The sequence below is a fragment of the Paraburkholderia phenazinium genome (genome assembly GCF_900100735.1).
GTDB lineage: Bacteria > Pseudomonadota > Gammaproteobacteria > Burkholderiales > Burkholderiaceae > Paraburkholderia > Paraburkholderia phenazinia.
Genome location: NZ_FNCJ01000014.1, coordinates 222,257 through 248,371, shown reverse-complemented (window position 1 = coordinate 248,371; position 26,115 = coordinate 222,257). Strand labels below are relative to the sequence as shown.

24 protein-coding genes and 1 rRNA gene are annotated in these 26,115 nt (G+C 63.1%); 8 read left to right on the top strand and 17 right to left on the bottom strand.

All coding sequences use genetic code 11. The annotated features are described in order from the left end of the window. The first annotated feature begins 219 nt into the window (after window positions 1-219). Window positions 220-332: ribosomal RNA gene (gene rrf, locus BLQ92_RS27425) — 5S ribosomal RNA — on the top strand. A 144-nt stretch (window positions 333-476) separates the two neighbouring features. On the opposite strand, the gene BLQ92_RS41145 is transcribed toward rrf, so the two are convergent. Then, window positions 477-605 carry a hypothetical protein gene (locus BLQ92_RS41145; RefSeq protein ID WP_279607927.1) on the bottom strand — a complete coding sequence of 43 codons (129 nt, stop codon included), beginning with the start codon at window positions 603-605 and terminating at the stop codon, window positions 477-479. A gap of 20 nt (window positions 606-625) precedes the next feature. Then, window positions 626-1,639 carry a LysR family transcriptional regulator gene (locus tag BLQ92_RS27420; protein ID WP_090689038.1) on the bottom strand — a complete coding sequence of 338 codons (1,014 nt, stop codon included), beginning with the start codon at window positions 1,637-1,639 and terminating at the stop codon, window positions 626-628. A 217-nt stretch (window positions 1,640-1,856) separates the two neighbouring features. Between BLQ92_RS27420 and BLQ92_RS27415 the strand changes: the two genes are divergently transcribed. From BLQ92_RS27415 to BLQ92_RS27405, 3 genes are all read left to right on the top strand, one after another. Further along, window positions 1,857-4,034 (top strand): FUSC family protein, encoded by a 2,178-nt coding sequence (locus tag BLQ92_RS27415; RefSeq protein ID WP_090689036.1) that lies wholly within the window; start codon window positions 1,857-1,859, stop codon window positions 4,032-4,034. Window positions 4,035-4,189: 155 nt separating this feature from the next. Further along, complete coding sequence (locus BLQ92_RS27410) at window positions 4,190-4,408, top strand: hypothetical protein (RefSeq protein WP_090689034.1); 219 nt, start codon at window positions 4,190-4,192, stop codon at window positions 4,406-4,408. Between the two features lie 165 nt (window positions 4,409-4,573). Further along, window positions 4,574-6,088, top strand: coding sequence for a succinyl-CoA:acetate CoA-transferase ScpC (locus tag BLQ92_RS27405; protein ID WP_090689032.1), 1,515 nt, complete (start codon window positions 4,574-4,576; stop codon window positions 6,086-6,088). Window positions 6,089-6,155: 67 nt separating this feature from the next. Here BLQ92_RS27405 and BLQ92_RS27400 read toward each other — a convergent pair whose 3' ends face one another. The 4 genes from BLQ92_RS27400 to BLQ92_RS27385 all read right to left on the bottom strand — a co-directional run bounded on the left by BLQ92_RS27400 (window position 6,156) and on the right by BLQ92_RS27385 (window position 11,717). Beyond that, a complete protein-coding gene (locus tag BLQ92_RS27400; protein WP_090689029.1) occupies window positions 6,156-6,410 on the bottom strand; it encodes a GlsB/YeaQ/YmgE family stress response membrane protein in 255 nt (84 codons plus the stop codon). A gap of 485 nt (window positions 6,411-6,895) precedes the next feature. Further along, entirely contained in the window at window positions 6,896-7,603 is a 708-nt protein-coding gene (locus BLQ92_RS27395) for an MgtC/SapB family protein (RefSeq protein ID WP_090689027.1), read from the bottom strand. 384 nt (window positions 7,604-7,987) lie between these two features. Then, entirely contained in the window at window positions 7,988-10,402 is a 2,415-nt protein-coding gene (locus BLQ92_RS27390) for a glycoside hydrolase family 31 protein (RefSeq protein ID WP_090689080.1), read from the bottom strand. 46 nt (window positions 10,403-10,448) lie between these two features. Continuing rightward, entirely contained in the window at window positions 10,449-11,717 is a 1,269-nt protein-coding gene (locus tag BLQ92_RS27385; protein ID WP_090689024.1) for an MFS transporter, read from the bottom strand. Window positions 11,718-12,454: 737 nt separating this feature from the next. Between BLQ92_RS27385 and BLQ92_RS27380 the strand changes: the two genes are divergently transcribed. After that, window positions 12,455-12,958 carry a hypothetical protein gene (locus BLQ92_RS27380; protein ID WP_090689021.1) on the top strand — a complete coding sequence of 168 codons (504 nt, stop codon included), beginning with the start codon at window positions 12,455-12,457 and terminating at the stop codon, window positions 12,956-12,958. Between the two features lie 162 nt (window positions 12,959-13,120). Here BLQ92_RS27380 and BLQ92_RS27375 read toward each other — a convergent pair whose 3' ends face one another. Continuing rightward, complete coding sequence (locus BLQ92_RS27375) at window positions 13,121-14,284, bottom strand: metallophosphoesterase (RefSeq protein WP_090689020.1); 1,164 nt, start codon at window positions 14,282-14,284, stop codon at window positions 13,121-13,123. Window positions 14,285-14,697: 413 nt separating this feature from the next. On the opposite strand from BLQ92_RS27375, the gene BLQ92_RS27370 reads away from it, so the two are divergent. After that, window positions 14,698-15,009: a hypothetical protein gene (locus BLQ92_RS27370; RefSeq protein ID WP_090689017.1), complete on the top strand. Its 312-nt coding sequence runs from the start codon at window positions 14,698-14,700 to the stop codon at window positions 15,007-15,009. Between the two features lie 22 nt (window positions 15,010-15,031). Here BLQ92_RS27370 and BLQ92_RS27365 read toward each other — a convergent pair whose 3' ends face one another. Continuing rightward, on the bottom strand, window positions 15,032-15,616 hold the full coding sequence (locus tag BLQ92_RS27365; protein WP_090689014.1) for a malonic semialdehyde reductase: 585 nt from the start codon (window positions 15,614-15,616) through the stop codon (window positions 15,032-15,034). Window positions 15,617-15,760: 144 nt separating this feature from the next. On the opposite strand from BLQ92_RS27365, the gene BLQ92_RS27360 reads away from it, so the two are divergent. Beyond that, window positions 15,761-16,351, top strand: a complete 591-nt coding sequence (locus BLQ92_RS27360; protein WP_090689012.1) for an alpha-ketoglutarate-dependent dioxygenase AlkB family protein — start codon at window positions 15,761-15,763, stop codon at window positions 16,349-16,351. A gap of 111 nt (window positions 16,352-16,462) precedes the next feature. Here the strand turns inward: BLQ92_RS27360 and BLQ92_RS27355 are convergent, their stop codons facing one another. The 9 genes from BLQ92_RS27355 to BLQ92_RS27315 form a co-directional block, all read right to left on the bottom strand. Next, window positions 16,463-16,897, bottom strand: a complete 435-nt coding sequence (locus tag BLQ92_RS27355; protein ID WP_090689009.1) for a universal stress protein — start codon at window positions 16,895-16,897, stop codon at window positions 16,463-16,465. A gap of 457 nt (window positions 16,898-17,354) precedes the next feature. Then, on the bottom strand, window positions 17,355-18,293 hold the full coding sequence (gene mdcH, locus BLQ92_RS27350; RefSeq protein WP_090689006.1) for a malonate decarboxylase subunit epsilon: 939 nt from the start codon (window positions 18,291-18,293) through the stop codon (window positions 17,355-17,357). After that, on the bottom strand, window positions 18,293-19,054 hold the full coding sequence (locus BLQ92_RS27345; protein WP_090689004.1) for a malonate decarboxylase holo-ACP synthase: 762 nt from the start codon (window positions 19,052-19,054) through the stop codon (window positions 18,293-18,295). The genes mdcH and BLQ92_RS27345 overlap by 1 nt, the downstream gene beginning before the upstream one ends. Next, window positions 19,039-19,854 carry a biotin-independent malonate decarboxylase subunit gamma gene (gene mdcE / locus BLQ92_RS27340; protein WP_090689002.1) on the bottom strand — a complete coding sequence of 272 codons (816 nt, stop codon included), beginning with the start codon at window positions 19,852-19,854 and terminating at the stop codon, window positions 19,039-19,041. The genes BLQ92_RS27345 and mdcE overlap by 16 nt, the downstream gene beginning before the upstream one ends. Continuing rightward, entirely contained in the window at window positions 19,851-20,735 is an 885-nt protein-coding gene (locus tag BLQ92_RS27335; protein WP_090689000.1) for a biotin-independent malonate decarboxylase subunit beta, read from the bottom strand. The genes mdcE and BLQ92_RS27335 overlap by 4 nt, the downstream gene beginning before the upstream one ends. After that, window positions 20,732-21,037 (bottom strand): malonate decarboxylase subunit delta, encoded by a 306-nt coding sequence (locus tag BLQ92_RS27330; RefSeq protein WP_090688997.1) that lies wholly within the window; start codon window positions 21,035-21,037, stop codon window positions 20,732-20,734. Before BLQ92_RS27330 ends, BLQ92_RS27335 begins: the two co-directional genes overlap by 4 nt. Further along, window positions 21,025-22,089, bottom strand: a complete 1,065-nt coding sequence (locus BLQ92_RS27325; RefSeq protein ID WP_244106257.1) for a triphosphoribosyl-dephospho-CoA synthase — start codon at window positions 22,087-22,089, stop codon at window positions 21,025-21,027. Before BLQ92_RS27325 ends, BLQ92_RS27330 begins: the two co-directional genes overlap by 13 nt. Window positions 22,090-22,091: 2 nt before the next feature. Beyond that, on the bottom strand, window positions 22,092-23,771 hold the full coding sequence (gene mdcA, locus BLQ92_RS27320; RefSeq protein WP_090688994.1) for a malonate decarboxylase subunit alpha: 1,680 nt from the start codon (window positions 23,769-23,771) through the stop codon (window positions 22,092-22,094). Between the two features lie 8 nt (window positions 23,772-23,779). Continuing rightward, window positions 23,780-24,559: a GntR family transcriptional regulator gene (locus BLQ92_RS27315; protein WP_090688992.1), complete on the bottom strand. Its 780-nt coding sequence runs from the start codon at window positions 24,557-24,559 to the stop codon at window positions 23,780-23,782. A 190-nt stretch (window positions 24,560-24,749) separates the two neighbouring features. Here BLQ92_RS27315 and BLQ92_RS27310 point away from each other — a divergent pair, with 190 nt between their 5' ends. Continuing rightward, window positions 24,750-26,048, top strand: a complete 1,299-nt coding sequence (locus BLQ92_RS27310) for an MFS transporter (protein ID WP_090688989.1) — start codon at window positions 24,750-24,752, stop codon at window positions 26,046-26,048. Window positions 26,049-26,115: the final 67 nt, after the last annotated feature.

Below are 26,115 nucleotides of genomic sequence, written 5' to 3'. Positions count from 1 at the left end.
CAGCTGTCGGTCGGAGTGAGTGTTTTAGCACTTACTCCGGGCCCATGCAAAGCTCTTACAGTGATCCCACCCCCGAAGGGGGCAGGACACCACGCACAGGTTGAGTGATCAGTGTTGTGCCAGAAACAACACAACCCGCATCAAACGAGAGGCATCCTCTCAGCTACTTCTTCCAGATTGGCTGTGCCGCCCACAAAGGCGACACGGCAACAAGTCATGCCTGATGACCATAGCGAGTCGGTACCACCCCTTCCCATCCCGAACAGGACCGTGAAACGACTCCACGCCGATGATAGTGCGGATTCCCGTGTGAAAGTAGGTAATCGTCAGGCTCCCTAGCATGTCCAGAAACCCCGCCCAACAAAGGCGGGGTTTTTGCGTTTACGCGCCCGGAAAATGCTGGACCAGGCGGCAGGACCTCAACGATCCCACACCGCACCGGCGAACAAATCCGTCCGTTGCCGTCAAAGCGACAGCTACATCACCCCGCACGCCGCCAGCGTCCCTGTCCACAGCAGACCGAAGTTCAGCCATTTGGTATGCAGACAGCCGACACCGAAGTGATCGAACACAGCTTCGGCGAAAAGCAAATTAGCCGCAATCATGGAGCGGGCGCCGCCTGGTCTCAATGCTCCGGCTGCTGACCGGGATGACCCGGTTCGGCCATCGTCCCCGGATGCACCGGCAAGACGGTCTCGAGTGGATCGACCAACCCCACCTCCGCGAGCAGTGCTTCGTCTCGGGTAATGACTTTCGGCATATGCGTGCGCAGGAATTCGACCCAGGTGCGGGTTTTGGCATCGATGAATTTGCGCGACGGATAGAGCGCGTAAATATTCATCCGCTGAAGTGTGTGCTGCGGCAGAACCCGTACAAGCGAGCCGTCACGCAGCCCATCGATCGCAGCGTAGAGCGGCAACATACCGATCCCCATACCTTCGCGAATCGCCACCACCAGCGACTCCGCGATATTCACCTGCACAGGCCCGCTCACCTGCATCAGCTCGCTGCCGCTGGGCCCTTCGAGCAGCCAATCGTTGGCCGGGAAGGCCGGCGTTTGCAGGATCAGGCACTCATGATGGGCGAGATCGCGTGGCTGCTGCGGTGCGCCGTGCGTGCGCAGATAGGCGGGAGATGCGCACAGAATGTTGAATGTAGCGCCCAGTAGCAGCGAAACCAGGTCCGAATTAGGCAATGTGGACGCCGTGACGACCGCCACGTCGGCGCTGCCTTCGAACAGGTCCGGCATGCGCTGCGACAGGGTCAGTTCGACCGTCACCTCGGGATACAGCGCGCGATAACGCGAGATCGCCGGCAGCACGTAATGCTGCCCAATACTGGCGAAACTGTGCATGCGTAACGCACCGGTGGGCCGTTCGTGCGCGCAACTGGCTTCTTCTTCCGCTGTGCCGACGTCAGCGAGAATTTGCTGACAACGCTTCAGATAGCGTTCACCCGCCGTCGTGAGCGCGAGGCGCCGGGTGGAGCGGTTCATCAAGCGGGTCCGCAGGTGGGCCTCGAGCTCCGAAACCGCGCGCGACATGGCGCCGGTCGTGGAGTTGAGCGATTGAGCCGCAGCCGTGAAACTACCGGCTTCGACCACGCGGACGAACACCCGCATATTTTGTAGCGTATCCATCAGATCTTTTTGTTCGACGTATTCGAGAGAGAACCCGTATTGTCCGCCTGTCCGGCATTCCTATTGTTGTTCGATCTGGAAGGGATGTTCCCGGTATGTCGCATTAATGCATGCCTCGGAGGCTCCTACAATCGGCCCCTTGCCAGCCGGTGCGTGCAGTGCGGCGTCCGGCGCCTTCCTGAATTCGAGTCACCATCCGGGGCGCGGTTTTCTTTCCATGAAACGCCAGCATCTGATCCAACAAACGTCCGACCCGCGTCGGCGCTGGGGCGTGATGCTGCGTGCAAGCGCCTCGGCCAGCCGTGACTGGGCGGCGAGCGACGGCCTTATCTGGCTGCATCTGTTGAAGACCGTGACGGCGGCGTTGCTCGCGCTGGGCATCGCCATGTTGCTTGATCTGCAGCAACCCCGCACCGCCATGACGACTGTGTTCGTACTGATGCAGCCGTTCAGCGGCATGGTGCTTGCAAAAAGCTTTTACCGGATCATCGGGACCGTGGTGGGGACGGTCGCCGCGCTCGTGCTGGGGGCCGTGTTTGTCCAGCAGCCCGAGCTGTACATGGCCGGGTTGACCTGCTGGGTGGGGGCCTGTATTGCTGCGGCGGTCCGGTATCGGCATTTTCGATGGTACGGCTTCGTGTTGGCGGGGTACACCGCCGCCCTGATCGGCGTGCCGACCGTCATGGAGCCGAACGCCCTGTTCCTCGCAGCGCTGACGCGCGCCTCGGAGGTCGCGGTCGGCATCGTGTGCTCGAGCGCAGTGAGCGCGCTGATCGTGCCGCAAAGGTCGAGCCTCGCGCTGCAACGCGGGTTGCGCAAAAGATATCTTGATTTTACTGCGTTCGCCGCTCAGGTGCTGGGTGGCAAGGTCGAGCGGGGCATGTTTGAAGCGCGCTTTGCCGACTTGGTGGATGGAATTGTCGGCTTCGAGGCGACCCGTACGTTTGCGGCATTCGAAGACCCGGGCATGCGCTCGCGTAGCCAGCGGCTCGCGCGGCTGAACAGCGAGTTCATGGATGCCTGCGCCCGTCTGCATGCACTGCGCCAGCTCATCAAGCGGGTGCAGGCGGGTGGCCCGAACGCGGTCATGCGGGCAATCACCCCGTATTTCGAAGATCTGTCGCGCTTGTTGGTCCGGCAGACGGCTCAGGCTTGTGACGCCGCCCATGCGGCTCGCGTCGCTGTCGAACTGCGTGCCTTTCAGGCGATGCTGCCACGCCGGGTGCGGGAGACGCGCCGGCCGCTGGAAAGCACGGCCTCCGACCTGCTGGCCGATTTCGATACTTCAGCCGAGTTGCTGTATCGCTTCGTCGACGAGTTCATCCGCTATACGGACACCTACGCGTCGCTCGAGCACGGCAAGCCTGTCAAGGAGCGGCAGACCGTCCGGTATGTCAGCAAAACGAACGGTTTTGTGGTCGGGCTTACCTTTTTGCGTACGGTGGTCGTGATGGCGATCGTCGGCGCCTTCTGGATCGAAGCCGATTGGCCGAGCGGCGGCCTCGCCGTCATCGGCGCCGCGCTCGCTTGCGCCCTGACTTCGACGGCGCCCAACGCGTCGAAACTGACCTTGCAGATGGCCGTTGGTGCAATCTTCGCGACGATGACGGGATACCTGTTTAGTTGCTACGTCTATCCGAACATCGAGGGCTTTCCGCTGCTCTGCGCGACGCTCGCGCCCGTGCTGGCCTTTGGCGCGTTCCTCGCGATGCGTCCTGGCGTCTCCGGTTATGGCGTGGGCTTTTCGGTGTTCTTCTGTTTGCTCGCCGCCCCCGATAACGTGGTGATTTACCAGCCAGACCTGTTAATCAATAACGGTATCGCGATTGTGGCGGCGATGCTCGCGGCCTCGCTGGCATTTGCGGTGATTTTCCCCGCGCAGATGCCGTGGCTGATCGGCAAAATCAAGGGGAGTTTGCGCGCACAGGTTGTACTCGCATGCCGCGGCGAATTACGCGGCCTGAATCAGTATTTTCAGTCGAGCACCCATGATCTGATGGCGCAATTGCGCGTACTGCTGACGAAACGCTCGCGTCAGCATCGCGATGCGCTGCGCTGGATGCTTGTCACACTCGAAGTGGGACACGCCGTCATCGATCTGCGCAACGAAGCCGCCCATGCCGCCTACGCTGAAGCAATGCAGCCGCGCTGGCGCACCTGCCTCGAGCAAATGCAGGTGGATATCTCAGGGCTATTCGAGCAGCCGGGAGCGCGCTCTCTGGCGCGTGCGCTCGCGTCAGTGGGCGTGACGATCGACGCCGTGCAGGCGGTTCTGCAATCCGTCCATGCAGATCGCGAACGGCGCCATGACATGCAGCGGATACTCGGTTGCCTGCATTTCATTCGTACTGCCTTGCTCGATAAAGACGCACCATTTAATGCGAATGGGCGTTAATCCAGATCGCATTGCGATCTTTCTGCCAGATGGAAAGATCACTTCCAGTCGCGGCCGTTTATCTGCTCACATGCCGGTCATATAGTTTGTCCAGTGCCTCGCAGTCCCCGAAAAGGACTTTCCAGGAGGCATGATCGTAAGCACCGGAGAAATAGATGAAAGCGTTGAAGGTTGTTCTGATTGCCTGTTCCTTGTCTGCCGCAGCGGCTCATGCACAGGCCGTAGCACCCGCCGCCGAGGGGCAACAGATTGCGCAAGCCGCTGACCAGCACGCGAACAGCGCGCTTCAGCAAGGACGCATGACTGCGCCGGTGAAGAAGCCTGCCGAATGTGTCGGGCCCGTGAGCTACTGTAATCTCTTTTTCGGTAGCTAAAAGCCATACTAATCCGTCGTGGCTTGTTGCGCGACGCATGCCTCGCAGCGGCACTCTCCATCGTGAGACGCCGCTTGAGGTGCGACAACCCGACTGCTGATCTAGCCGCGCCGAAGACGTGTGCAACGGTAGACTGGAAGGTTGATCATGGAGAGACTCAGTAGCATGTACGAAGACCGGATTCGCTGTGCCGCGGTACGCGGCAAAGTCACCACCGCCGCTGCCGCGGCCCTGCTGATTCAGGATGGCATGCGCGTCGGTGCGAGCGGTTTCACGCGCGCGGGCGATGCGAAGGCCGTGCCCGTTGCGCTGGCCGAACGAGCGCGTCACGAAGGCAAGCCGTTGCGCATTACCTTGATGACCGGCGCATCGCTCGGCCACGACGTCGACCGTATGCTGACCGAGGCCGGCGTGCTGGCGCGCCGCTTGCCGTTCCAGGTCGACAAGACCTTGCGGGACGCAATCAACCGTGGCGAAGTGATGTTTGTCGATCAGCATCTGTCCGAAACGGTCGAGATGTTGCGTGCCAATCAGCTCGGCAAGCTCGATGTCGCGATCATCGAAGCGGTGGCGATCACCGAAACCGGCGGCATTGTGCCTACCACCTCCGTGGGCAATTCGGCAAGCTTCGCGATCCTCGCCGACAAGGTGGTCGTCGAGATCAACCTCGCACAGCCGCTCGCGCTCGAAGGGCTGCACGACATCTGGATTCCGGGCCGCCGCCCCAACCGCGAGCCGTTGCCGATCGTCCATCCGCGCGATCGGGTCGGCACGCCCGCCATCGAGATTCCACCAGAGAAGATCGCTGCCATCGTCATCACCAACATGCCGGATAGCGCGTCCACGGTTTTGCCCGCGGACGAGGAAACTGGGTTCATCGCAGGCCATCTGATCGAGTTTCTGCAGCATGAAGTATCGCGCGGGCGCATGCCGGCTCGTCTGCCGCCGCTGCAGGCCGGCATCGGCACGATTGCCAATGCCGTGCTGGCAGGCTTCGTCAAATCGCCCTTCGAAGCCTTTGAAATCTATTCGGAAGTCCTGCAGGACTCGACCTTCGACCTGATGGATGCCGGCAAGGTGACGTTCGCCTCGGGCGCCTCGATTACGCTGTCCGCGGCGCGCCATGCCCAGGTGTTCAGCGAGCTGGACCGTTATCGGGACCGTTTGGTATTGCGCCCGCAAGAGGTCAGCAACCATCCCGAAGTGATTCGCCGTCTCGGCCTGATCGCGCTGAATACTGCGTTGGAATTCGACCTCTACGGCAATGTCAATTCAACGCATGTGGGCGGCACCCACATGATGAACGGCATTGGCGGCTCGGGCGACTTCGCACGCAATGCGTCGTGCGCGATCTTTGCGACGAAGTCGATTGCGAAGGATGGGCGCATTTCAAGCGTCGTGCCGATGGTGCCGCATTGCGATCACAACGAACACGACGTAGATGTGGTCGTCACGGAACAGGGTCTTGCCGATCTGCGCGGGCTCGCGCCGCGTGAGCGTGCCGTGTCGATCATCGAGAAGTGTGTGCATCCGCTGTATCGCGACATGCTGCGCGACTACTACAAGGATGCCTTGACGCATGGTGGGCAAACGCCTCACCGTCTGGAGCGGGCATTCTCCTGGCATATCCGCCTGAACGAAACCGGCTCGATGCTGGAGCAGAGCGCCGCGCGGACTTGATGGCCCGCACAGCGCTCGGGTAAGACAGCACGCGTCAGGCGACCGAGGCCGCCTGACGCTTAAGGCGCTAGGCGCCCCGCTTGAACAGCCGGATGATAAACAGCAGAATCACCGCGCCGATCACTGCCGTGATGATCGAGCCGATCCAGCCGCCGCCGAGCGAGATATGCAGAACGCCCGCCAGCCAACCGCCGATGAACGCGCCGACGATCCCGACAATGATGTCGACGATCAACCCGAATCCGCCGCCCTTGACGAGCACGCCCGCCAGCCAGCCGGCGATCGCGCCAATGATGAGCCATGCAATGATGCCGTGTTCCATAATCAAGACTCCATGGTTGAGCGTGAAAAATTCACGGTGACAGAGCTTAGTCCAACGGATTAGTGCAGTCCATATTCAGGATATGGATTTAACAATGTCTGAATCTATGGCGGCGGGGCCAGCCACGAGGCCGGCGAGAGAGCGGTACAGGACGCATGGCGGCAGCCGCCATGGCGGATAGGCAGGGACATCCAACGCGCAGTCGCTCGGTTCATTTCGTTCTCGGTCTCGGGCTGCACAGGCATACGCTTCATCGGCCTACCCGGCACACTCTACCATTGCTGCCAAGGAGCGTCGGCCGATGTTTCGTCTACGGTTGTTATAGATGAAGCGGCCGCTGGGTGCAAGGCGCGGACTTGCCGGTACGTGGGCTGGGTCGCCCAGCCTTGCGTTTGCGGGCTTGGGTGGGCAGCAATGCGACCGGGCGTTGGGGGGGGCGGCAAGGCAGCGAGCCGCGCTTGCCCGCTACCGTCCGGGATGCGACGCTACTCCGGCGTCGGTTCCGCTTCTTTAGCGATCCAGCTTACGCTGGAAACGGTCGTTTCCATGCTGATGCGGCTTGCCATCAATTCGAGCTTCGACTGATCCTTGGGGTGTAGTTTCAGGGTCGCCGTGACGCGGATGCGGCCCGGCTGCTCCGTCACGTCTTCGCTCGTCAGACTCTGAAACGACAGGGGTGTCGAGTACATCGAATTCGACAGCGCCGTGCGGATATGAATCTCATCGTCCTCGCGGCAGACCACGGTCAGCACATATTCGCGCACGAGGTCGGCATTTGACACCGGCGTCGCATTGATGGTGCGGCTGACTTCGCGCAGTACGGTATTCGTCAGCAACACGATGCCCGTGCCGGCGAGCGCCGGGCCGAAATGTCCCGCACCGCACAACACGCCCACCGCCGCCGAACACCACAGGGTGGCAGCAGTATTGATCCCCTGGATGGAACCCTTGTCGCGCATGATGACGCCGCCGCCGAGGAAGCCGACGCCGGATACGACGTACGCCGCGATCTGCGTGACGCCAGCCGTGCCGTTGCCGGTCAGCACGCCCAGCGTGACGAACAGGCAGGCGCCGCTCGCGACCAGCGTGATGGTGCGCAGACCGGCCGTGCGCTGGCGCATTTGCCGTTCGATGCCGATGGCGACACCACAGGAGAAAGCGGCGAGGAGCCGCCATACGAAATCAAGCGTCATGAGATTAGTAGTCGAGGCGTGCTAGACGCATAGTTTGAACCATACGCGTGACAGCATCGCTAACGATCCGCGAGGGCCGACGCGTGACGACGCGTGCGGCCTAACGCTCACGACGCGAATGCTATGGCCGCTGCGAGGCTTCAAGCCTGGCAGCGGTGAATTGCAAGTGACAAGTGCACGGGAATGACTACGGCGCGCACCGTCTGGCCTGATGGCAAGACGGCGGCAGGGATTAGGCTGGCGCGGCGAGCTTGCCGATCAGGCGATTGGGTGAATCGAAGATCGATAACTGCTACTGTCCAAGATGGGTAGTCCGGTTAGACGTGTGGACGGATTTTAGGCAGCGGCATGACCGGAAGTCAACCGCCGTGTCATGCCGGTGTCTCATGTCGCGGGCAAATCGAGAATGAGCCGGGTCCAGGTTTGAGAGCGCACCTCACTGCGAAGTGTCGCGTTGCCAGCGACGATGCGGCGGGAATCGGAGGCAGGCAGCAACACCTCTACTGAGTCGAACGGTCTGCGCCAGTCTCCCGACCAGTCAACGGTGACGGTAAGGGTCGCCACATCGCTTGCGACGCTCACCTTCCAGCAACCGTATACGCCATTGCGCCAGGCTTCCGATTCGCCGTCATCCTCGAAGCACTCGCCTAGTGCGACGCCCGTGCCTCGATACGGCGCCACCATGAAGCCGCGCTGCTCGGCCGGTTGGGCGAAGTGTTGAGTCGCGACGTTGAGCGGCACGACGCTGCCTTCGCGAATCAGCATGACGGGTTGTTCCCATGGCGCGGGCAGCGTCACCGACTGGCCCCCTGCAAATGCTTCGCCGCTCCAGTACGAGACCCACTCTGCGCCCGCCGGAAGCCAAACCTCGCGCTCCATTTGCCCCGGCTCGACCACCGGCGCGAATAGTAGCGATGCGCCGAGCATCATGTCGTCGCCGTCTGCATAGCAGTGCGGATCGTTTGGGAACTCCGCAAAGGTAGGGCGCAGCACGGGCTCGTAGTGTTGTGTCGAGTCCCACAGCAGATGGTACAGATACGGCAGCAGGCGATAGCGCAGCTTGATCAGGTCGGAGACTTGCCGGGTTGCTTGCGGGTGCATCCAGGGCTCGTTGACGGTACCGTCGTCGTTCCACGAGTGGATGCTGAAACGCGGCATCAGGATGCCGAACTGAATCCAGCGCACAAAGAGTTCTGCGTCCGGCGCGGGGCCGGAAAAACCACCGATATCGTGGCCGATATTCGACACGCCTGATAGCGCGAGTCCGAGTCCCATCTTCAGGTTGTAGCGCAGCGTTTCCCACGACGTGTAGTTGTCGCCCGACCAGGTCTGCACATAGCGATGCATGCCGACCCCGCCCGAGCGCGAGACGAGAAACGGCCGCTGTTCGGGGGCATACGCGCGTTGAGCATCGCGCGAGGCGCGCATCATCAGCAGGGTCTGCAGTACCTTCGCCTCGCGCACGGGATAGGGCTTGCCGAAGCCGTGGGCGATGGCGTCCGGGCTCCAGATTTCGAATTCGTTATTGTCGTTCCAGGTCGACGCAATGCCGTGACGCAGCAGCGCATCGGTCACGCGCGAGCGCCACCATGCAATCGTGTCGGGGTTCGTGAAGTCCAGATAGGCGCCGACTTCGTCCCAGAACTGTACCCAGGCCGGCTCGCCGTCGCTAGCGTTAATCAGCAGGCGGTCGCGCGCCACTTGTTCGAACTCCGGATGATCGCGCAGCAGGCACGGCTTGATGTTGGCGCACAGGCGAACGCCCTGTTCGAGATAGCCTTGCACGAAGCCGTCCACGTCAGGGAACTTGTCATGGTTCCAGTTGAATACGTAACGCTTCGGTCCGATCGAGGTATAGCCCGACGACAGGTGGAACGAGTCGCACAAGATGTCGTGTTCGCGGCAGCGCTCGATGAATTCGCCCATGCGTTGCTGCGCGTCGGGCGCGTCGGTGTAGCTCATCGTCGAGCCGGAGTAGCCGAGGCCCCATTTGGGCATCAACGCCGGGCGACCGGTGAGCCAGGTGAAGCGGCGCACCGCAGCGAGCGGCGTCGCGGGCGAGGCGATGAAGTAGTAGTCGAGGTCGCCATGCTCCGCGATGAAATGGCGATAGTGGCCGTGATAGTTGTCGAGCTCACGGCCCATGTCGAACGTGCAGTCGGCGAGGGTGTCGTAGAAAAGGCCGAAGCCGAGCGCCGCTTCACGCTGCCATGTGAGGTAGAAGGGAATGTGCTTGTAGAGGGGATCGGTGTTTTTCGCGCTGTAGCCCATCGCATCGATGTTGACCATCTGATAGCGCTGATTGGCGCGGTCGAGCGAACCGGCACGCTCGCCCAGACCGAGGTACATCTCGCCAGGTTCGCGGCGCACATAGTGGTAGACGCGCTCGTCCCACCAGCCGAAGTTATACGCCTGGGTCGCGCGGTCCTGCAGCACGCGGCGCCAGGCGTCGCCACTGCGGAGCTCCCACGCGCAAAAACCGCCATGCAGTGCGACTGTGAGTTTGATTTGCGAGGTTTCAATGCATAGTTGAGCGCCGCCGGAGCGCAGACTGAAAGGCGGCAAGCTATAGCCCGTGAGGTCGAGGCGATCGCGGCCTTCGATGGCAACGTCGTCGAGTCCCGGCGCGATCGCCCAGGTGCGCGGGCCATGCGCCACGCCATCGGGCAACACACGCACGCGCACGATGTCTTCTTCGAGCACGAAGATTTCAATCACCGGTCCCGCCGCGCTGTTCAGGCGCACGAGGTTGCCCGACGGGGCGGCGGGTTCGAAAACGGGAGGATGCAACAGCGACATCATCGGACTTCCTCTGGTTGAATGGGGGTGAGCCGCATCCGGCCTGTCAGGCATGCGCGAGCTTGCGTTCATGTTTCGATTGGCCGCGTATCAGCACGACGAGCAGCGTGGCGCCGACCAGATCGAAGGCGCCGAGGCAGGCAAACAACGGTCCATAGCCGACCGTATCGGCGAGCGCCCCGACCACCAGCGAAAAGCTCAGGCCGCCGATCCACGCGGCCATGCCCGCGAAGCCGCTGGCGGTGCCCACTTCATCCGAATCGAACACGTCGGCGCTCAGCGTGTTGACGAGCGCGGAGATCATCTGGTGTGCGAAGCCGCCGACGCAGAATAGCGCGATCGCTTCATACGGCGACGCAACGAGGCCGATACAGGCCGGTCCGATCATCATGAACGCGCCGAGGATCACGCCCGCCACGCGCGACCAGATCAACGGAATACGGCAATAGCGGATCAGGAACGGCGACAGATAGCCGCCGAAGATGCCGCCGAGGTCTGCGGCCAGAAACGGCAGCCAGGCGAAGATGGCGATCTGTTTCAGATCCATGTGACGCACGGTCACGAGATAGAGGGGAATCCAGAAGCTGAAGGTCTGCCAGGCCGGTTCGGCGAAAAAGCGCGGTAGCGCGATTGCCCAGAAACGACGCGAGCGCAGAATCTCGCGAACCGGGCGCTGGCTGGCCGGCGCGAACTGGGTCTGGCCGTCCTGGATCAAGGCGAGCTCTTTGCGAGAGACGCGCGGATGCTCGGCCGGCGAGCGATACAGCGCATACCAGAGCCCGGCCCATACAAAACCGAATGCGCCGGTTGCCATAAAGGCGGCTTGCCAGCCGAAGCGCAGCGACAGGAAGATGACGACGGGTGGCGCGAGCAGGGCGCCTAGCGAGGTGCCCGCGTTGAAATAGCCGACCGCGACCGATTTCTCCTTGTCGGGAAACCATTCCGCCACCGCCTTCATGCCGGAGGGGATCGCGGCCGCCTCGAACAGTCCGAGCGCGCCGCGCATCGCACCGAGCGACAGCCAGCCGGTGGCAAAACCGTGCAGCATGCCGGTAAGCGACCATAGCGCCGCGAACAGCGCGAACCCGAGCCGCAGGCCGATCAGATCGACGATCAGCCCGCACACCGGCTGCATGATCGTATAACCGATCTGGAACGCGCCGACCACATACGAGTATTGCTTGGTTGTGAGGTCGAATACGTGCTTCAACTCCGGCGCCAGCACGGCCAATGAATTGCGCGCGAGATAGTTCATGATCGTGCCGAGACACACCAGCACGATGATCCACCAACGTAAGCCTTTGATTGTTTTCAACGCTGTCTCCATCCTGTCCGATTCTGTTTTTGAGGCGGCGTCCGGATCGGCTTGCCCGCCCATGTTCTTGATGCAGGGCTCGGTAGTCTATCTGATAGGTCATCACATGACTTTATATCCGGTCAGGCCGTCGATAAACGCTGGTTATGCCTAAAATCGGCAAAAACTGCAGGCATCAGGGCAGAATGGTCATATGATGACCGATATCTAGGTCGCTTAATCGCATCCTATGTTCGCAAACGAGCGCCGTCAAGCGCCACGCTGTTCATTTGAACGCAAAATGAACAATTAGACCTTTCGGGGGCGCTTTGGGCGGGCGTGACGCGGCTTCGGCATCAAATCCGTGGCCGAGCGCTGCAACCGCCGCCGTCGATGTTGTGGCCCCAATTTATCGGTGTTTGAGTGCCGCCTGCTGGTTTGTGCGCCGCAGACCTGCGACATGCTCCGGCTCCGGCCGTTTTTCCTGTTCCGGCAGCAGACGAGCTTATCCCTATAAAGCCGCTTCCCAATCTCAAATTAAATATGGAGTCCGAAGCTTGACAAGACCCATCCCGGAAAACACACTGGTCCGCGCCTTGAATCAAGTCGTGCAGCCCATGCGCCCATTCGCATGCGGCGACCGAACCAGGTGCCCTCCCACCTAACCTAGCGTGAGCGCTCCCGGTGACCGGGGCGCGCTCCTTGCGCGTCTGTCCGCGGCCTGATTCTCATTTTGTTATTACCTGATTGAGGATTGCATGAACAAGAAAGCCCTTGGCGTCGTTGCTGGCGCATTGATCGCAGCAGCACCGCTGGTTTCGGCCGCGGCCGACTCCCTTCCGGTGGCTTTTGAAGGCAACAGCGTGTTGCAGGCCGACGGGGTCGTGAAGAGTCTCGACCAGGCGCACCACGCCGTCACCGTGGTCGACGCACATGGCGGCGAGGCTTCGTTCACCGTCGCGGATGCCAGCAACTTTGCCCATATCCAGCCGGGCAGCAAGGTCCACATCCGTATGGTTCGCAGCGCGCTGGTAAGCCCGTCGCGTGGTTCGGTCGCGGCTCAGACGCCGCAGAACGTGACGGCCGAGGTCGTTGCGCTCGACCATGCTTCCGGTGTGGTCCAACTGAAGGGCGCCGATGGTGCGGTGTTCCATATCCAGGGCCGCGACCCGGCGAAGCTGGCCAACCTGCAACCGGGTATGCACGTCGACGTAGCCTATACCCCGCAAGTAAGCGTGGCGGTGGCGCCTGCGGCGCAGTAAAGCGTCACCCGCAGCGCTGACGTGGTTGCTGGTGTAGTTTGTGCGCGGAGCGCCCGTACGGGCGCTCCGCGTATTTTCAGTTAAAAGCTCAATAGAAGCGCGTTTACGTTGCGCTTTAGACCTTATGCGAGGGCTTGTGCTCTCGCTTCCGCTCCCTTCCTTTCAGCCCGGCTCGCCTGGCACCAAACGCAACCGGGTAATCTCCGAAGGTGCACCAAGCCGCTTGGGCGGTCCCCAATATCCAGTGCCGCGGCTCGTATAAACCCACAATCCGTTTAGCCGTGCGAGCCCCGCCGTGAACGGCTGCTGGAGGCGCACGAAAAAATTCCACGGAAAGAACTGGCCGCCATGCGTGTGGCCCGACAACTGCAGCGTGAATCCGGCTTGCGCAGCGGCTTCGGCCGAACGTGGCTGATGCGCAAGCAGTACCTTGATGAGTATGTCGCCGGGAGCGCCCGCGAGCGCCGCCACCGGGTCGCTGCGATGGGTGGGATCGAAATGGGCCGCCGAATAATCGGTGACGCCCGCGATAATCGCCCGCGCGCCTTCATGCTCCAGCACCACGTGTTCGTTGAGCAGCACATGCAAGCCCAGTCGGCGGAACTCATCGATCCACGCGTCGGCGCCGGCGTAGTACTCGTGATTGCCTGTGACCAGATAGGCGCCATGCCGCGCACTCAGGCGCGAGAGCGGCCGGGTGTGGTCGCGCAACTGCGGCACGCTGCCGTCGACCACGTCGCCGGTCACGGCGATCAGATCCGGTTTGAGGCGGTTCACCGCATCGACGATTGCGTCCACGTAGCTGCGCTTGATGGTCGGCCCCACGTGAATATCGCTGATCTGAACAATGGTGAAGCCGTCGAGCGCTTGCGGCAGGTCGTCGATCGGTACGTCGATCGTGACAACCCGTGCACGGCGCCGCGCATTGATGAGGCCGACCGCAGTGGAGAGCAGCGCGAGTAGCGGCACGGCCGCGGCGGAGCCGGTACGCCAGCGCGCTATCTGGATGGTGTGCGGCCAGATCGCGTCGACGGTCAGCAGCGAGGCCAGTGCCAGATCGCGCGCGAAGGTCAACACCAGCAGCGACGAGAAAAAGCCCAGCGCCAGCAGGCCGACCCACGCGAGCCGGTCGGAGAGCGGCTGCTGCTCGATGGTCCGCGCCAGCATGCCGAGCGGAATCAACAGACAAGACAGCACGAGCCAAAGCGCCGCGAGCCATCGAGCGGTGGTGTCGACAGGCAGGTCTGGAATGATCCGCAAACCGACATAGATGTGCAGCAGGACGCCAATGCCAATAAAGCGAACAAAGAACGATAAGCGGCGCATAGAGAGGGGTAGAGGCGGAAGGGGGCCGGACGCACGCGCAAACGCCAGGGCGCTTGCGGTGCCGCTTGGCCGGCATGGCAGCTCATTCTACCGGCATGTCGCCACGTCTGCCGGAGCGCCCCAATGTTGCGTTTTTCCGGGTGTGCCGGGGCGCAAAATCAAGGCGGATCCGGCACGACATCATGATGGGCAAGGTCGCTATTGCCGCTTGGCGGATCGCAGGGAAAAGTCGAATTAAACAGCTTTTGAATTGTCCCTGCGCGTGGACTATCCTCAAAGAGGGCCCTGTTGCAGCCGGCCTCGCCCTCGTCACTTCGCCTTGTGTGCGGGTTGGCGGCGGATTGCCGGGTACAACGGTTGCATCGCATGGCTCGGTCTATCGCCCGTTTAGAGAGCGATGTAGGAGACGCATCATGAAACTGACCAGACCAGGCCACCATCCGCATCACGTCGGCTATGAGGGCAGTCATGTGATGTTGCCGATGGTGGGGTTGTCGCTGATGGCGATCGGCCTGTACTACGGCGTGCGCGGTCTCGACATTTCCGAACTGGGCCGAGATGCGCTATTCGACGTGGTGATGGTGTTCGTGGCGCTTGGCATCGCGGGTCTCTTCGGCGTTGTCGGGGCGTGGCTGCGCTCGCGCGGTGACGAGGCCGAAGAGGGGTTCTGCTTTGTCGGCGCGCTGATTGGCGCCGTCGTGTTTTACGTGGCGCTCTTCAGCTGAAATCTACAGCGCGCCGGTCACGTCAGACGATTTGCGCGGCTTCGTCGAAGCTAAAGCGCGGGCTGCGCGCGAACAGCTTGGTCGGATCGCCATAGCCGAGGTTGATAAGAAAATTGGCCCTCACGGTGGTGCCCGCGAAGAACGCTTCGTCGACCTTGGTCGCATCGAAGCCCGACATCGCCCCGGTGTCGAGTCCGAGCGCGCGTGCCGCCATGATGAGGTAACCGCCTTGCAGCGTGGCATTGCGAAACGCGGTGTCGGCGATGGCTTTTTCGTTGCCGGCAAACCAGCTGCGCGCATCGGCATGCGGAAACAGCTTCGGCAGATGCTCGTAGAAAGCCATGTCCATACCGACGATCACCGTGACCGGCGCAGCCATCGTCTTCTCGAGATTGCCTGCGGAGAGAGCGGGGCGCAGCTTTTCCTTGGCTTCCTGCGATTTCACGAACACAAAGCGGCCGGGGCTCGAATTGGCCGAGGTCGGTCCTAGCAGGACGAGTTCGATCAACTGCTTGAGAAGGGCGTCCTCGACCGGTTTGGCTTGCCAGCCATTGTGTGTGCGTGCGCTGCGAAAGAGTTGATCGAGTGCGTCGTCGGAGAGCGTCATGATGGTAAATCCGCTGGAGAGAAAAATCGGAGACGATAGAAAGAGAGCGCAAGGCCGCGGTGTGACTCGCCGTTGCGGTTCACTCCATAATAGCTGGGCTCATTTCTATCCGCGCGCGCTGCCGCGCATGCGACATGCTATCTCATGAACGATCTGTTCGACGATCTTCCCAAGCCCGACGTTCTCTGGTACCCCGACTGGCTCGCGCCCGAGGCGGCTGAGCACACCTTGACGCAACTCATCGACGAAGTTGCGTGGAAACAGGAGTCGATGGGCACGCCGGGAGGCTGCGTGCTGTTGCCGCGTCTTACCGCCTGGCAGGGCGAGGCAGATGCCGTCTACGTCTATTCAGGGATTCGCAATGTGCCGCAGACATGGACGCCGACGGTGGCCGAACTGAGGGCGGGCGTCGAAGCCATCTGTGGGTGTCGCTTCAATAGTGTGCTGATTAACCGCTATCGCAACGGGATGGACAGCATGGGCTGGCACGCGGATCACGAGCGCGAGTTGGGCGCGCGACCGGTGATTGCGTCGGTGAGTCTGGGCGTGGCCCGGACCTTCGATCTACGGCACAACAAGACGGGGCTGGTGCAGTCGTATCAGCTCAAGGGCGGTAGTCTGCTGGTTATGCGTGGGAACACGCAGGCGCAGTGGCGGCACCGGGTGCCCAAGGAGCCGCGTGTCACCGGCGAGCGGATCAATCTGACGTTTCGCTGGGTAATGTCGGGGCGTTAGCCGTGTCTGCGCCAGGTGCGCGGCGACGCCTGCAGGCGAGGCGCTGGGCGGCCATGCTGGACGCGCGGTGCAAACACACGCGTTCCAATGTTGCCGCCCGCTCCGGCTGCCTCAGTTGACGGCGGTGACCGGTACCCGGGAGATGCTCACCAGGCGGTCCAGCACACTGCGGTTCACGAGCCGTGCGACGGCGTGGAACAGGTCCTTGCGGGGTGCCGCGACGACGATTTCGTCGCAGTCGTTTTGTTCTGCGCAATTTGCGATGGTCGGCGCCAGCGGCCCAACCCGGACTTCTACTGAATATTTAACGCCTGCGTCTTCGAGAATGCGCTTGGCGCGGCTGAGTGCAGCCTCGGCATAGGCATCTTCGAGGGCGCGCAATTTTGACAGGGGGTAGAAAGCTTCAAGGCGCGTCGATTCGAGCGGGGGCTGCACATTGACCAAGACGATTTCGGATGCACATCGTTCGTTGTAGAGGAACGCAGCATGTCGGACGGCCTGTAGCGAGCGCGTCGACTGGCTGACAGGAACCAGTAGTTTTAACATGATCGGTTGTCCATCAATTGACCGTTGGATCTGTCTGCGGGAGCGCAGCAGGATCAATTACAGCGTAGCGGCTAGCGCGTACCGGTCATCTAAATAGTGCATGTAAGCGCGTAAAAATCTCATCAAAAAGCGGCTCGAAAGGGGGCGGGAGCGGGAAATTTGGGCTAGTGGCGATTGCGCCAGGTCAGTTAATGGGGCTGGATCGCGGTTTTGAATCACGGTATGGGCGCTGGGGGCTGTGCGCCTAGTGGCGCCGTCGGCGCTTATAAAAAATAAGAAATATAAGTTTATGCGCATAACTTCGGCAGCAACGGGGCAGACCGGCGTGTAGATGGTCCCATAGGACGTAAGAACATTCTGTCTACTGTCGCCCGCAAACAACTTAGTATTGCTTATTGCTGAATGCCGGGAACACGCCGATCCGTAGAATGAGCAACTCACATAGCGGTGAGACGCTTCAGCGCTCGTCTGCTGCGAGCCGGCGTAGCACGGTTGCAACCCATTGGTTGGGCGCGATGCTGCTGGTTGCGATCGCGATTGTCTCCGGCCAGTTCTCGCGAACAATGTCGGTCAGCACCTGGCCCGGTGGTGCTTCAACCAGCACCTTCGCGCCCATTTCGAGCATGACGGTAAGCGCGTCGAACCAGCGAACCGTGTAGCGCATGTTGGTTACAAGATCGTCGCGAATGGCTTCTGCGCTATACAGCGCCCGGCCGCGGCGATTGCCGACATAGATGCCACTCGGTGTGTGAAAAGGTACGTCGCGGGCGTACTCCGTCAACTGGTCGGCGGCATCCGCGAGCAATTCGCAGTGTGACGGTACGCTCACAGCCAAACGCGTAGCTTTGCGCGCACCGCTGGCGAGTGCGCGCTCGATCAACGCTACAAGCGCGGCGTCCGCTCCGGCCATGACGATCTGCCGCGGTGCGTTGACGTTGCCGATATATACCGGCGGCAATCCCTCCTTGGTTTGCTCAGCGGCAAGGTTTTCCAGTTGATGCTCAGTCAGCCCGGAAATGGCGGCAAGGCCGTAGCCTGCGGGATAGGCCGCCTCCATCAACTCGGCCCGCTTGCGCACCATGCGCAGGGCGTCCGCGAACTCAAGCGCGCCGCAACTCACTGCTGCCGCGTAAGCGCCTACCGAGAGTCCGGCGCTGATATCGGGCGTCAACCCGGCGTCAGCCAGCACGCGCACCATTGCGACGCCCGCCACCAGAAGACCGATCTGGACCGCAACCGTGGAGCGCAGGGCATCTGGCGTGTCGAGCGTCAGCATCTGGCCGCTGAGCACCTGTGAGGCTTCGTCGAGCGTTGCATGCACGACAGGATGCTGCGGCAAGCGATGCAGGAAGCCGGTCGATTGCGCACCCTGACCGGGGAACTGATAAGCGAGCATCATGCTTGCCCGGGCGCTTGAACCGGCGCTTGCGCGGCTGTCAGATCCCACGGGTCCGCAAGCAATCGCGGTCCCTGCACATGGCGTGCCATCACGCGAGTCTTACCCGCGGCCCACTCGGCGAGGGCGATTCCGCCGGCGGGTGTTTCCAGTTGAACGTCAATCCGGATACCGGCACGCTGCGCATGCGTTTCGAGTTCGTTCGACATTTGCGTCGCGGCCTCACGGGAGAGTTTCTCCGGTGCGCGGATCAAGAGGTCGAGATCGCTCGTCGCGGTGACGGTCGGTGTGCCGGTCGCGAGTTCGAATCCGGCGCTACCTGTGGGCCCCCATGAAAACTCGCAGAGCAATTGCATGTCGCGGCACAAGGCGGCGAGCAGGGCGAACGCGGGCAGGGCGCGGCGCGTGGCATCCGCAGGTGCGCCGGCCGCGAGTTCCTCGGGCCGGATCGTGGCTTCGATATCGGCGGCCTTGGCCCATGTGCCATAGCGCTCGGCGCGGCCGCTGCCGCGCATGCCGACTGCGACGAGGCCAGGTGCAGCCAAGGCCCGCCTGACTACGGCGAAGGGCGAGCGCGCGAAGGCGGCGCGTACCCAGTCCGGCTCGCCGTCGAACGAAGGTAGGCGCCTTAGGCGCAGCAGGTCATGCGCCTGCCAGTCGCCGCCGCCTGGGTGCTGGACGCCGGTGCCAACCGGCCCGTCCGATGTCGCTGAAACAGGCTCGGCAGACGCCGCAGCGGTCCGCATCACACTGCGTCCCATTGTTCCGCCAGCCGCCGCCGCACTTCGACCGAGGCCGCGCGGTTCTTCTTCGCGGTGTCGGACTGCAGCCGATGCGCGAGGCCTGGTGCATCGGCGCGCGCGCTACGCACCGAATCGCTGAGCACCTGGCGCACGTGCTCGATCTGCGCAGCGTCTGGCGCATCGGCGTCGACGCCTTTGATCAGTTCGTCGAGCAAGCCGAGTTTGGCGAACGAGGCCATCGAATACGACATGGGCACAATGGTTTCGCCGAGCGCTTCAAGCGCTTCGACCGTACGACGGGTGACGCGGGCGGCGGCTTCCTTGCCCATCGCGTGCACCATCGTGCCAGGGGCATCGAGTGCGACGATGCGGTTGGCCTGATAGCCGTGCGCGAGGAACGCGCCGGACATCGCCGGCCCGACGATCAGCGCGACCACCGGATGCCCGGCATCGCGTGCCGACGCGTAGGCATCGACGGCTGCCGCACACGCCAGGTGAATGCCGAGCGTCTCTTCCCGGTAGCCATAGGCCTGGCTTTTCACATCGACGATCGCCACGATCGGGCGGCGTGTAGCGCTTTGCGCATCGGCGGCGATCACCTCGCGCACCGCGCGCGCGAGCTGCCAGCCTTGTTCGAGGCCGACGACATTGTCGGTGGCGCGCGGAAAGCGGTTCTGCGGGTCGGGCACGACCGCGATGAAGCGAGCCGTGTCGTTGCCGAGCGGGGCATCGCCGCTCCATACCGGCGCCGCGCCGACGGGTTCGCCGGCAAGAGCGCGGAACCAGCGAGCGCCGCGAGTCAGGGAGGTATCGTTCATGCTTCCTCCTGCGAGGATTGCATTGCGGCGCTCGCATGAAACACGCGCCGCATGGTTTCGGGAGTGACGTCGGCGGGGTCGGTTTGCGCGAGCCGTGTGAGATAGGCGTCGACCTGTTCGCTACGGTGCGCCGGCGGCATACCCAGCACGAAGGCGCGCTGTACCGCCGCACGCAACGCATGCGGATCGTCCTCGACGAGGGCATCGGCAAGGCCCGTGAGGGCCCGCTGTTCGCCGCCGATCAGTTGCCATATATGGCGCCGGTCGCTGGAATCGAGTTCGTCGATACCGGCTTCCTGTTCGATCACTTCCGGCCCGTTCATACCGAGCCGGCCCTGCTTGGTGACGACCAGATACGAGCACAGCGCGGCGGCGAGCGACATGCCACCAAAGCAACCTACCATGCCCGAGATCACACCCACCACCGGCACATGCCGGCGCAGCGCGACGATCGCCGCCTGGATCTCGGCGATCACCGCGAGGCCCAGATTGGCTTCCTGCAGGCGCACGCCGCCGGTTTCGAACAGCACCACGGGACGCACCGGTTTGCCGCGTTCGCAGTCGCGCAAGGCGAGTTCGAGCGCCGCGGCGATCTTGCTGCCGGACACTTCGCCGATACTGCCGCCCTGAAACGCCGACTCGATCGCTGCGACCACGGCAGGTTCGCCGTCGATCGTGCCGCGCGCGATCACGCAGCCGTCGTCGGCCTGGCAGACAATGCCTTGCAATGGCAGCCACGGCGACTCGATCCGGTCGAACGGTCCGAGCAGTTCGCGAAACGTACCGGGGTCGAGCAGGGCGCGGGCGCGTTCGCGCGCCGACAGCTCGATAAAACTGTCATGCAGCACCGGCGTCGCTTGAGAGGTCGCAACCGTGCTCATGCCTGATCTCCCTGTTCCGCTTCCTCGACCGCTTCCGCAAGCCTTAGTGCCACCACCCCAGGTGTGGCGCCGAAATCGTTGATCTCGATCTGCGCCGCGCCGTCGTAGCGCGTGAAAAAGCGGTCGAGCACGCTTTTCCAGATGTGGCCGTAGCCATCGACACTGGTGCGCACGACCACGTGTGCCGTCATCGCCGAAGCCGGCGACAACAGCACTTCGAGGTCGCCCGAGCCGACCACGCCGACATGCGCACGGGTCGTGACGGCGCGTTGCGCCGGGTAATCGAACGTCAGATGTTCCATGAGGTTTGGCTCCCGCTGGTGTCGCGATGCACCAGCATGTCGATGAAGAGGGTGGCGGCGAGCAGATCGGCTGCGCCGCCGGGGGATGCGTTGAGGGCGAGCAGCGCGCGGTCGAGTTCGGCGAGGGCCGTGCGGCCCGCGGCGGTGGCGCTGCCGCCGAGTTCGAGCACCCGGCGTGCACCCTGCTGGCCGGCGTGCAGGCCGGGCAGGCCGGCGCGATGCAGCAGGCAGGTGTCGTCGAGCGAACTCATGATCGCGAGCAGCGCGTCGAGGCGCGCGGCGTCTTCGCCCATGTCGTTGGCACGTGCGGCCAGCAACGCCGGCAGGCCGACCGCGATGACGTGCGGAAAACCGTCCTGCGCTTCACGGCGTGCGCCGCCGACCTGATAGCGCTGCCGCGCGCGTTCGCCGTTACTGTCGGGAGCGGCCGCGAAGCGGTCTGGAAAGCAGGCGATCTGGGCGGCCAGCGTGCAGACTTTCATGGCAAGCGCGACCCGCGAAGCTGCGTGGGCGCGCGCTTGAGCATGACTCCCGGCGTTCGGGTGGCGGGCGGCGGATTGGGTGCCGTCGCGCTGTGCAAGCGCTGCACCCGCCACCAGCAGCCCGACGATCCAGATCGCGCCGCGATGGGCATTGCTGCCGCCGGTGGCGCGCATCATTTCGTGCTCGCCGGCACGGCCGATCTGCGCCAGCTCCGCGCGCAAGGTGGCGGATGGCAGGCTGCGGCGCGCGGCGCGAGCCAGCTCGGCGAAGGTCGGCTCGAGCGCATGCGCGGAGCGCAGCATGATGGCGAGATCGAGATCGCGGTGGGCGCCGCTGCCGCGCCGATCCACCAACGCCGGCTTCGGCGTGAGCTGCGCTTCTTCGATCAGCGCGGTGACGGCGAGTTGCGCGAGCCATGCGTCGGCGGCGCTTTCCTGGGCGGCTTGCGCAGCATGGATCGCTGGTGCAGCTGCGCGTGTCGCACGAGGCTGCGCCTCCGTCAATGGTGGCGCAGAAAAAGCGCTCGACCCTCGTGTGGGCATGACCGGTAGAAGCGCGGGGGTGGCCATGATTACCAGCTCCGGAATTGCGCCGGCGGCGCATACAGGCCGCCCGACCAGGTCACGAGGTCGTCGATGCTGCGTGCGGCCAGCAGCGAACGCTTCGCTTCGCCGCGCCGGATGCCGAGATCTTCCGGATAGGCGACGATGCCGCGCCGACGCAGCTCCGCGGTCTTTTCCGGCTTCGCGCGCAGACCGATCGGCGTGACGCCGGCCACGGCGGCGAGCGCCGCACGCCGTTCCTCGATGCCTTCGGCCTTATGCAGATGCGCGATGCCTTCTTCGGTGACCACATGGCTGACGTCGTCGCCGTAGATCATCACCGGCGCGACCGGCATGCCGCTCTTCGCGCCGACTGCCACGGCGTCGAGCTCGTCGACGAAGGTGGGCTCGCCGCCTTTCTTGTACGTCTCGGCGAGCTGCACCACCAGCTTCTGGCCGCGCGAAACGGGCCCTTGATCCTTCAGTAGCTTGAGCCACGCTTCGCTCGAATGACGGCGGCCACGTGGATCGTGCCCCATGTTCGGCGCACCGCCAAAACCGGCAAGCCGCCCGCGCGTGACGGTCGAGGAATTGGCGTCCGCATCGATCTGCAGCGTCGAGCCGATAAAGAGATCGACACCGTATTGCCCGGCCAACTGGCACAGCACCCGGTTCGAGCGCAGGCTGCCGTCGCGGCCGGTGAAGAACACGTCGGGACGTGCCTCGATATACCGTTCCATGCCCACTTCGCTGCCGAAGCAATGCACGCTTTCGACCCAGCCCGATTCGATGGCCGGAATCAAGGTGGGATGCGGATTGAGCGTCCAGTTGCGGCAGATCTTGCCCTTCAGCCCGAGTGCCTGACCGTACGTCGGCAGCAGCAGTTCGATTGCGGCCGTGTCGAAGCCAATGCCGTGATTGAGCGAGGTCACGCCATACGCTTCGTAGATGCCGCGAATCACCATCATCGCGGTCAGCACCTGCAGGTCGCCAATATGACGCGGATCGCGCGTGAAAAGCGGTTCGACCGCAAACGGCCGGTCGGCCTGAACGACTACGTCGACCCACGAACCCGGGATATCGACACGCGGCAGTTCGTCGACGATTTCGTTGACCTGAACGATCACGATGCCATGCCTGAACGCAGCCGCTTCGGCGATGGTGGGCGTGTCTTCGGTATTCGGCCCGGTGTACAGATTGCCGTGCCGGTCCGCCTTTTCCGCGCACAGCAACGCGACGTTCGGCGTCAGGTCGACAAACATCCGCGCGTACAACTCGACGTAGGTATAAATCGCGCCGATCTCCAACTGGCCGTCTTCCAGCAGTTGCGCGACGCGCAGGCTCTGCGGTCCGGCGAACGCGAAGTCGACCTTGTGCGTGATGCCGCGCTCGAACAGCGTCAGGTGCTCGGGACGGCTGATGCTCGAGATCAGGAGATGGACATCGTGGATTTTTTGCGGATCGACCTTGGCGAACGCGCGCGACAGAAAGTCGGCCTGCTTTTGATTGTCGCCTTCGAGGGCGACGCGGTCGCCGGGGCGGATCAGCGTTTCCAGCGCTTCGACGATGCGCTCTGTGCTCAACACGCCATCTTTGAGCCACGGCGCGATGGCGGCTAGCCGTCTTGCCTTCTCGTCACGCAGCGTGGTCCAGGAGCGGCTAGCCGGCGCGGTGCCGGCATGGCGGGATGGTTCGGCTTGTGGATTCATCGGCGGATTCAGCTCCCAGTAGATGGAGGCCGCGCGCGCTTCGCACGCGGCTTGCGGCCGTCGGCTTGCGCGGCTTCGGCCTGCGCACGCTCGGTCAGGAAACGGTGCAGCAGATCGCCGGTGCCGAGCAGATGCTCGGTGACCAGCGAACGCGCTGCAGGGATATCGCCGCGCCGCACTGCATCGAGCAACGCCGCGTGTTCGTGATCGGACTCGTCCTTGTACAAGGGCAGGCCGAACTTGAGACGCAGATAACGCTCGCCGCGGCGATGCAGCGTGGCAATCATCTCTTCCAGTTGAGGCCGCGCGGCCGGCGCGTACAGGCTCATATGGAACGCCTCGTTGCGCGCCACGTAGAGCGACGGATCCAGCTCGCGCTCCGCGGCGCGGCAGAGCTTCTCTGCCTCTTCCAGCGTCGCCGCGGTGTGCCGCGGAATGGCGAGGGCGATGGCCAGACTCTCGAGCGCCGAGCGAATCTCGTAGATTTCGCGCGCTTCGTCCGCCGACAGCGGCGCGACCGTCGCCCCTTTGTGCACGGCGACCTTCGCCCAGCCTTCGCCTTCCAGTTGCCGCAACGCTTCGCGTACCGGAATCGCGCTGACCGAGAAGTGCCGGGCGATCGCGTCTTGCCGCAGCGGGGCGCCGGGCGCAAGCGTGCCTTCGATAATCGCGCTCCGCAGGGCGTCCGCGATCACGCGTGAGGCACTGGCCCGCGGCGTGGCCGCCACAGGCAGAAAGGGGACGCGCGCCGCGCTGTCCAGGGGAAAACCATCTGTTGCATCGTTCATGGTTTCAAATATTATATATAAAACTGGTGCGTTGCAAGCAGCCGCAGACCCCGGTTTCGGTCAGTTCGATTACTGGGTGTTCTGTACGTTTTAGCGCCTTTTGGGTGAAACGCCTGTCTTATCTATCAGCTGTACGCAGGCTAAGCCCTTGTCAAGAATACGTATTCCAACTGTAGGCCGGAGGAGCATGATGACTTCGATCACCGACCGCGCGCATGTCGCGCGGCATCGCACGCCGCTTAACCGCTCGCAGATTGCAGGGTTCTGGGGCGCATGGGCGGGCTGGACGCTCGACGGGATGGATTCGTTCATCTACGCGCTCGTTCTCACGCCCGCGTTGACTGAACTCTTGCCGCGCTCGGGCTATGCGGCGACGCCTGCCAATGTCGGACTGGCCGGGTCGATCCTGTTTGCGCTGTTTCTGATCGGCTGGGGGCTGTCGTTTATCTGGGGGCCGTTGGCCGACCGTTTCGGGCGCACCAAGGTGCTGGCCGGCACGATCTTCACCTTCGCGATCTTTACCGGACTCTCGGCAACCGCCCACAACGTGTGGGAGCTGGCTATCTTCCGTTTCATTGCCGGTGTTGGGATTGGCGGCGAATGGGCGCTGGCGGGCACCTACGTGGCCGAGGCCTGGCCGGAGGACCGTCGCAAGATGGGCGCGGGCTATCTGCAGACCGGCTACTACGCGGGCTTTTTTCTCGCGGCTGCGCTCAACTACACGATCGGCGTGCACTACGGCTGGCGCGCCATGTTCCTGACCGGTGCTGTACCCGTGGTTGTCGCGATTCTGATTTTGCTGCGCGTGAAAGAGCCGGAGAAATGGCAGAAGGCCGAGGCAAGCACGGTGCATCGCAAACCGTTGCGCGAGATTCTCGGCCCAGTGTATCGCCGCCGCACCTGGGTGGCGTGCGCGTTGCTGACGATTGCGATTATCGGGCTGTGGGCGGGAGCGGTGTATGAGCCGTCGGCGGTGATCCAGCTTGCGACGCGCGCGGGGATGGCCAGGCCGGATGCAATCCGGACCGCGTCGATTGCTACCGGCTTGCTGTCTATTTCGACGGTGCTCGGTTGCCTCGCGTTGCCGCCGCTTGCTGAACGGATCGGGCGTAAGAAGACGCTGGCGATCTATTTCGCCGGGATGGCGGTGGCGATCGTCGGCAGCTTCGGCTGGTCGTTTTATATGCCTAACGGCCTGGTGCCGTTTATTGCGTGGCTGTGCGTGCTGGGGTTCTTTGGCGGGAATTTCGCGCTGTTCAGTTTGTGGTTGCCGGAGCAGTTCGAAACCCGCGTGCGGGCCACGGCGTTTGCGTTTTGCACCTCGTTTGGGCGCTTTGTTGGGGCGGGTGTGAACTTCCTGTTGGGGGCGGCGGTGCTGAATATGCATACGCTCGGGATTCCGGTCGCGCTTACCGCGCTCGCGTTCGTCGTCGGGCTTTTTATCATCCCGTTTGCGCCGGAGACGAAGGGGGAAGTGTTGCCGCAGTGAGCGCGCGTAGGGACGGCGGGCATCCTCAGGCGCGGGGGCTAGCCGATCGGCCAGGTGGTGTTCGGTC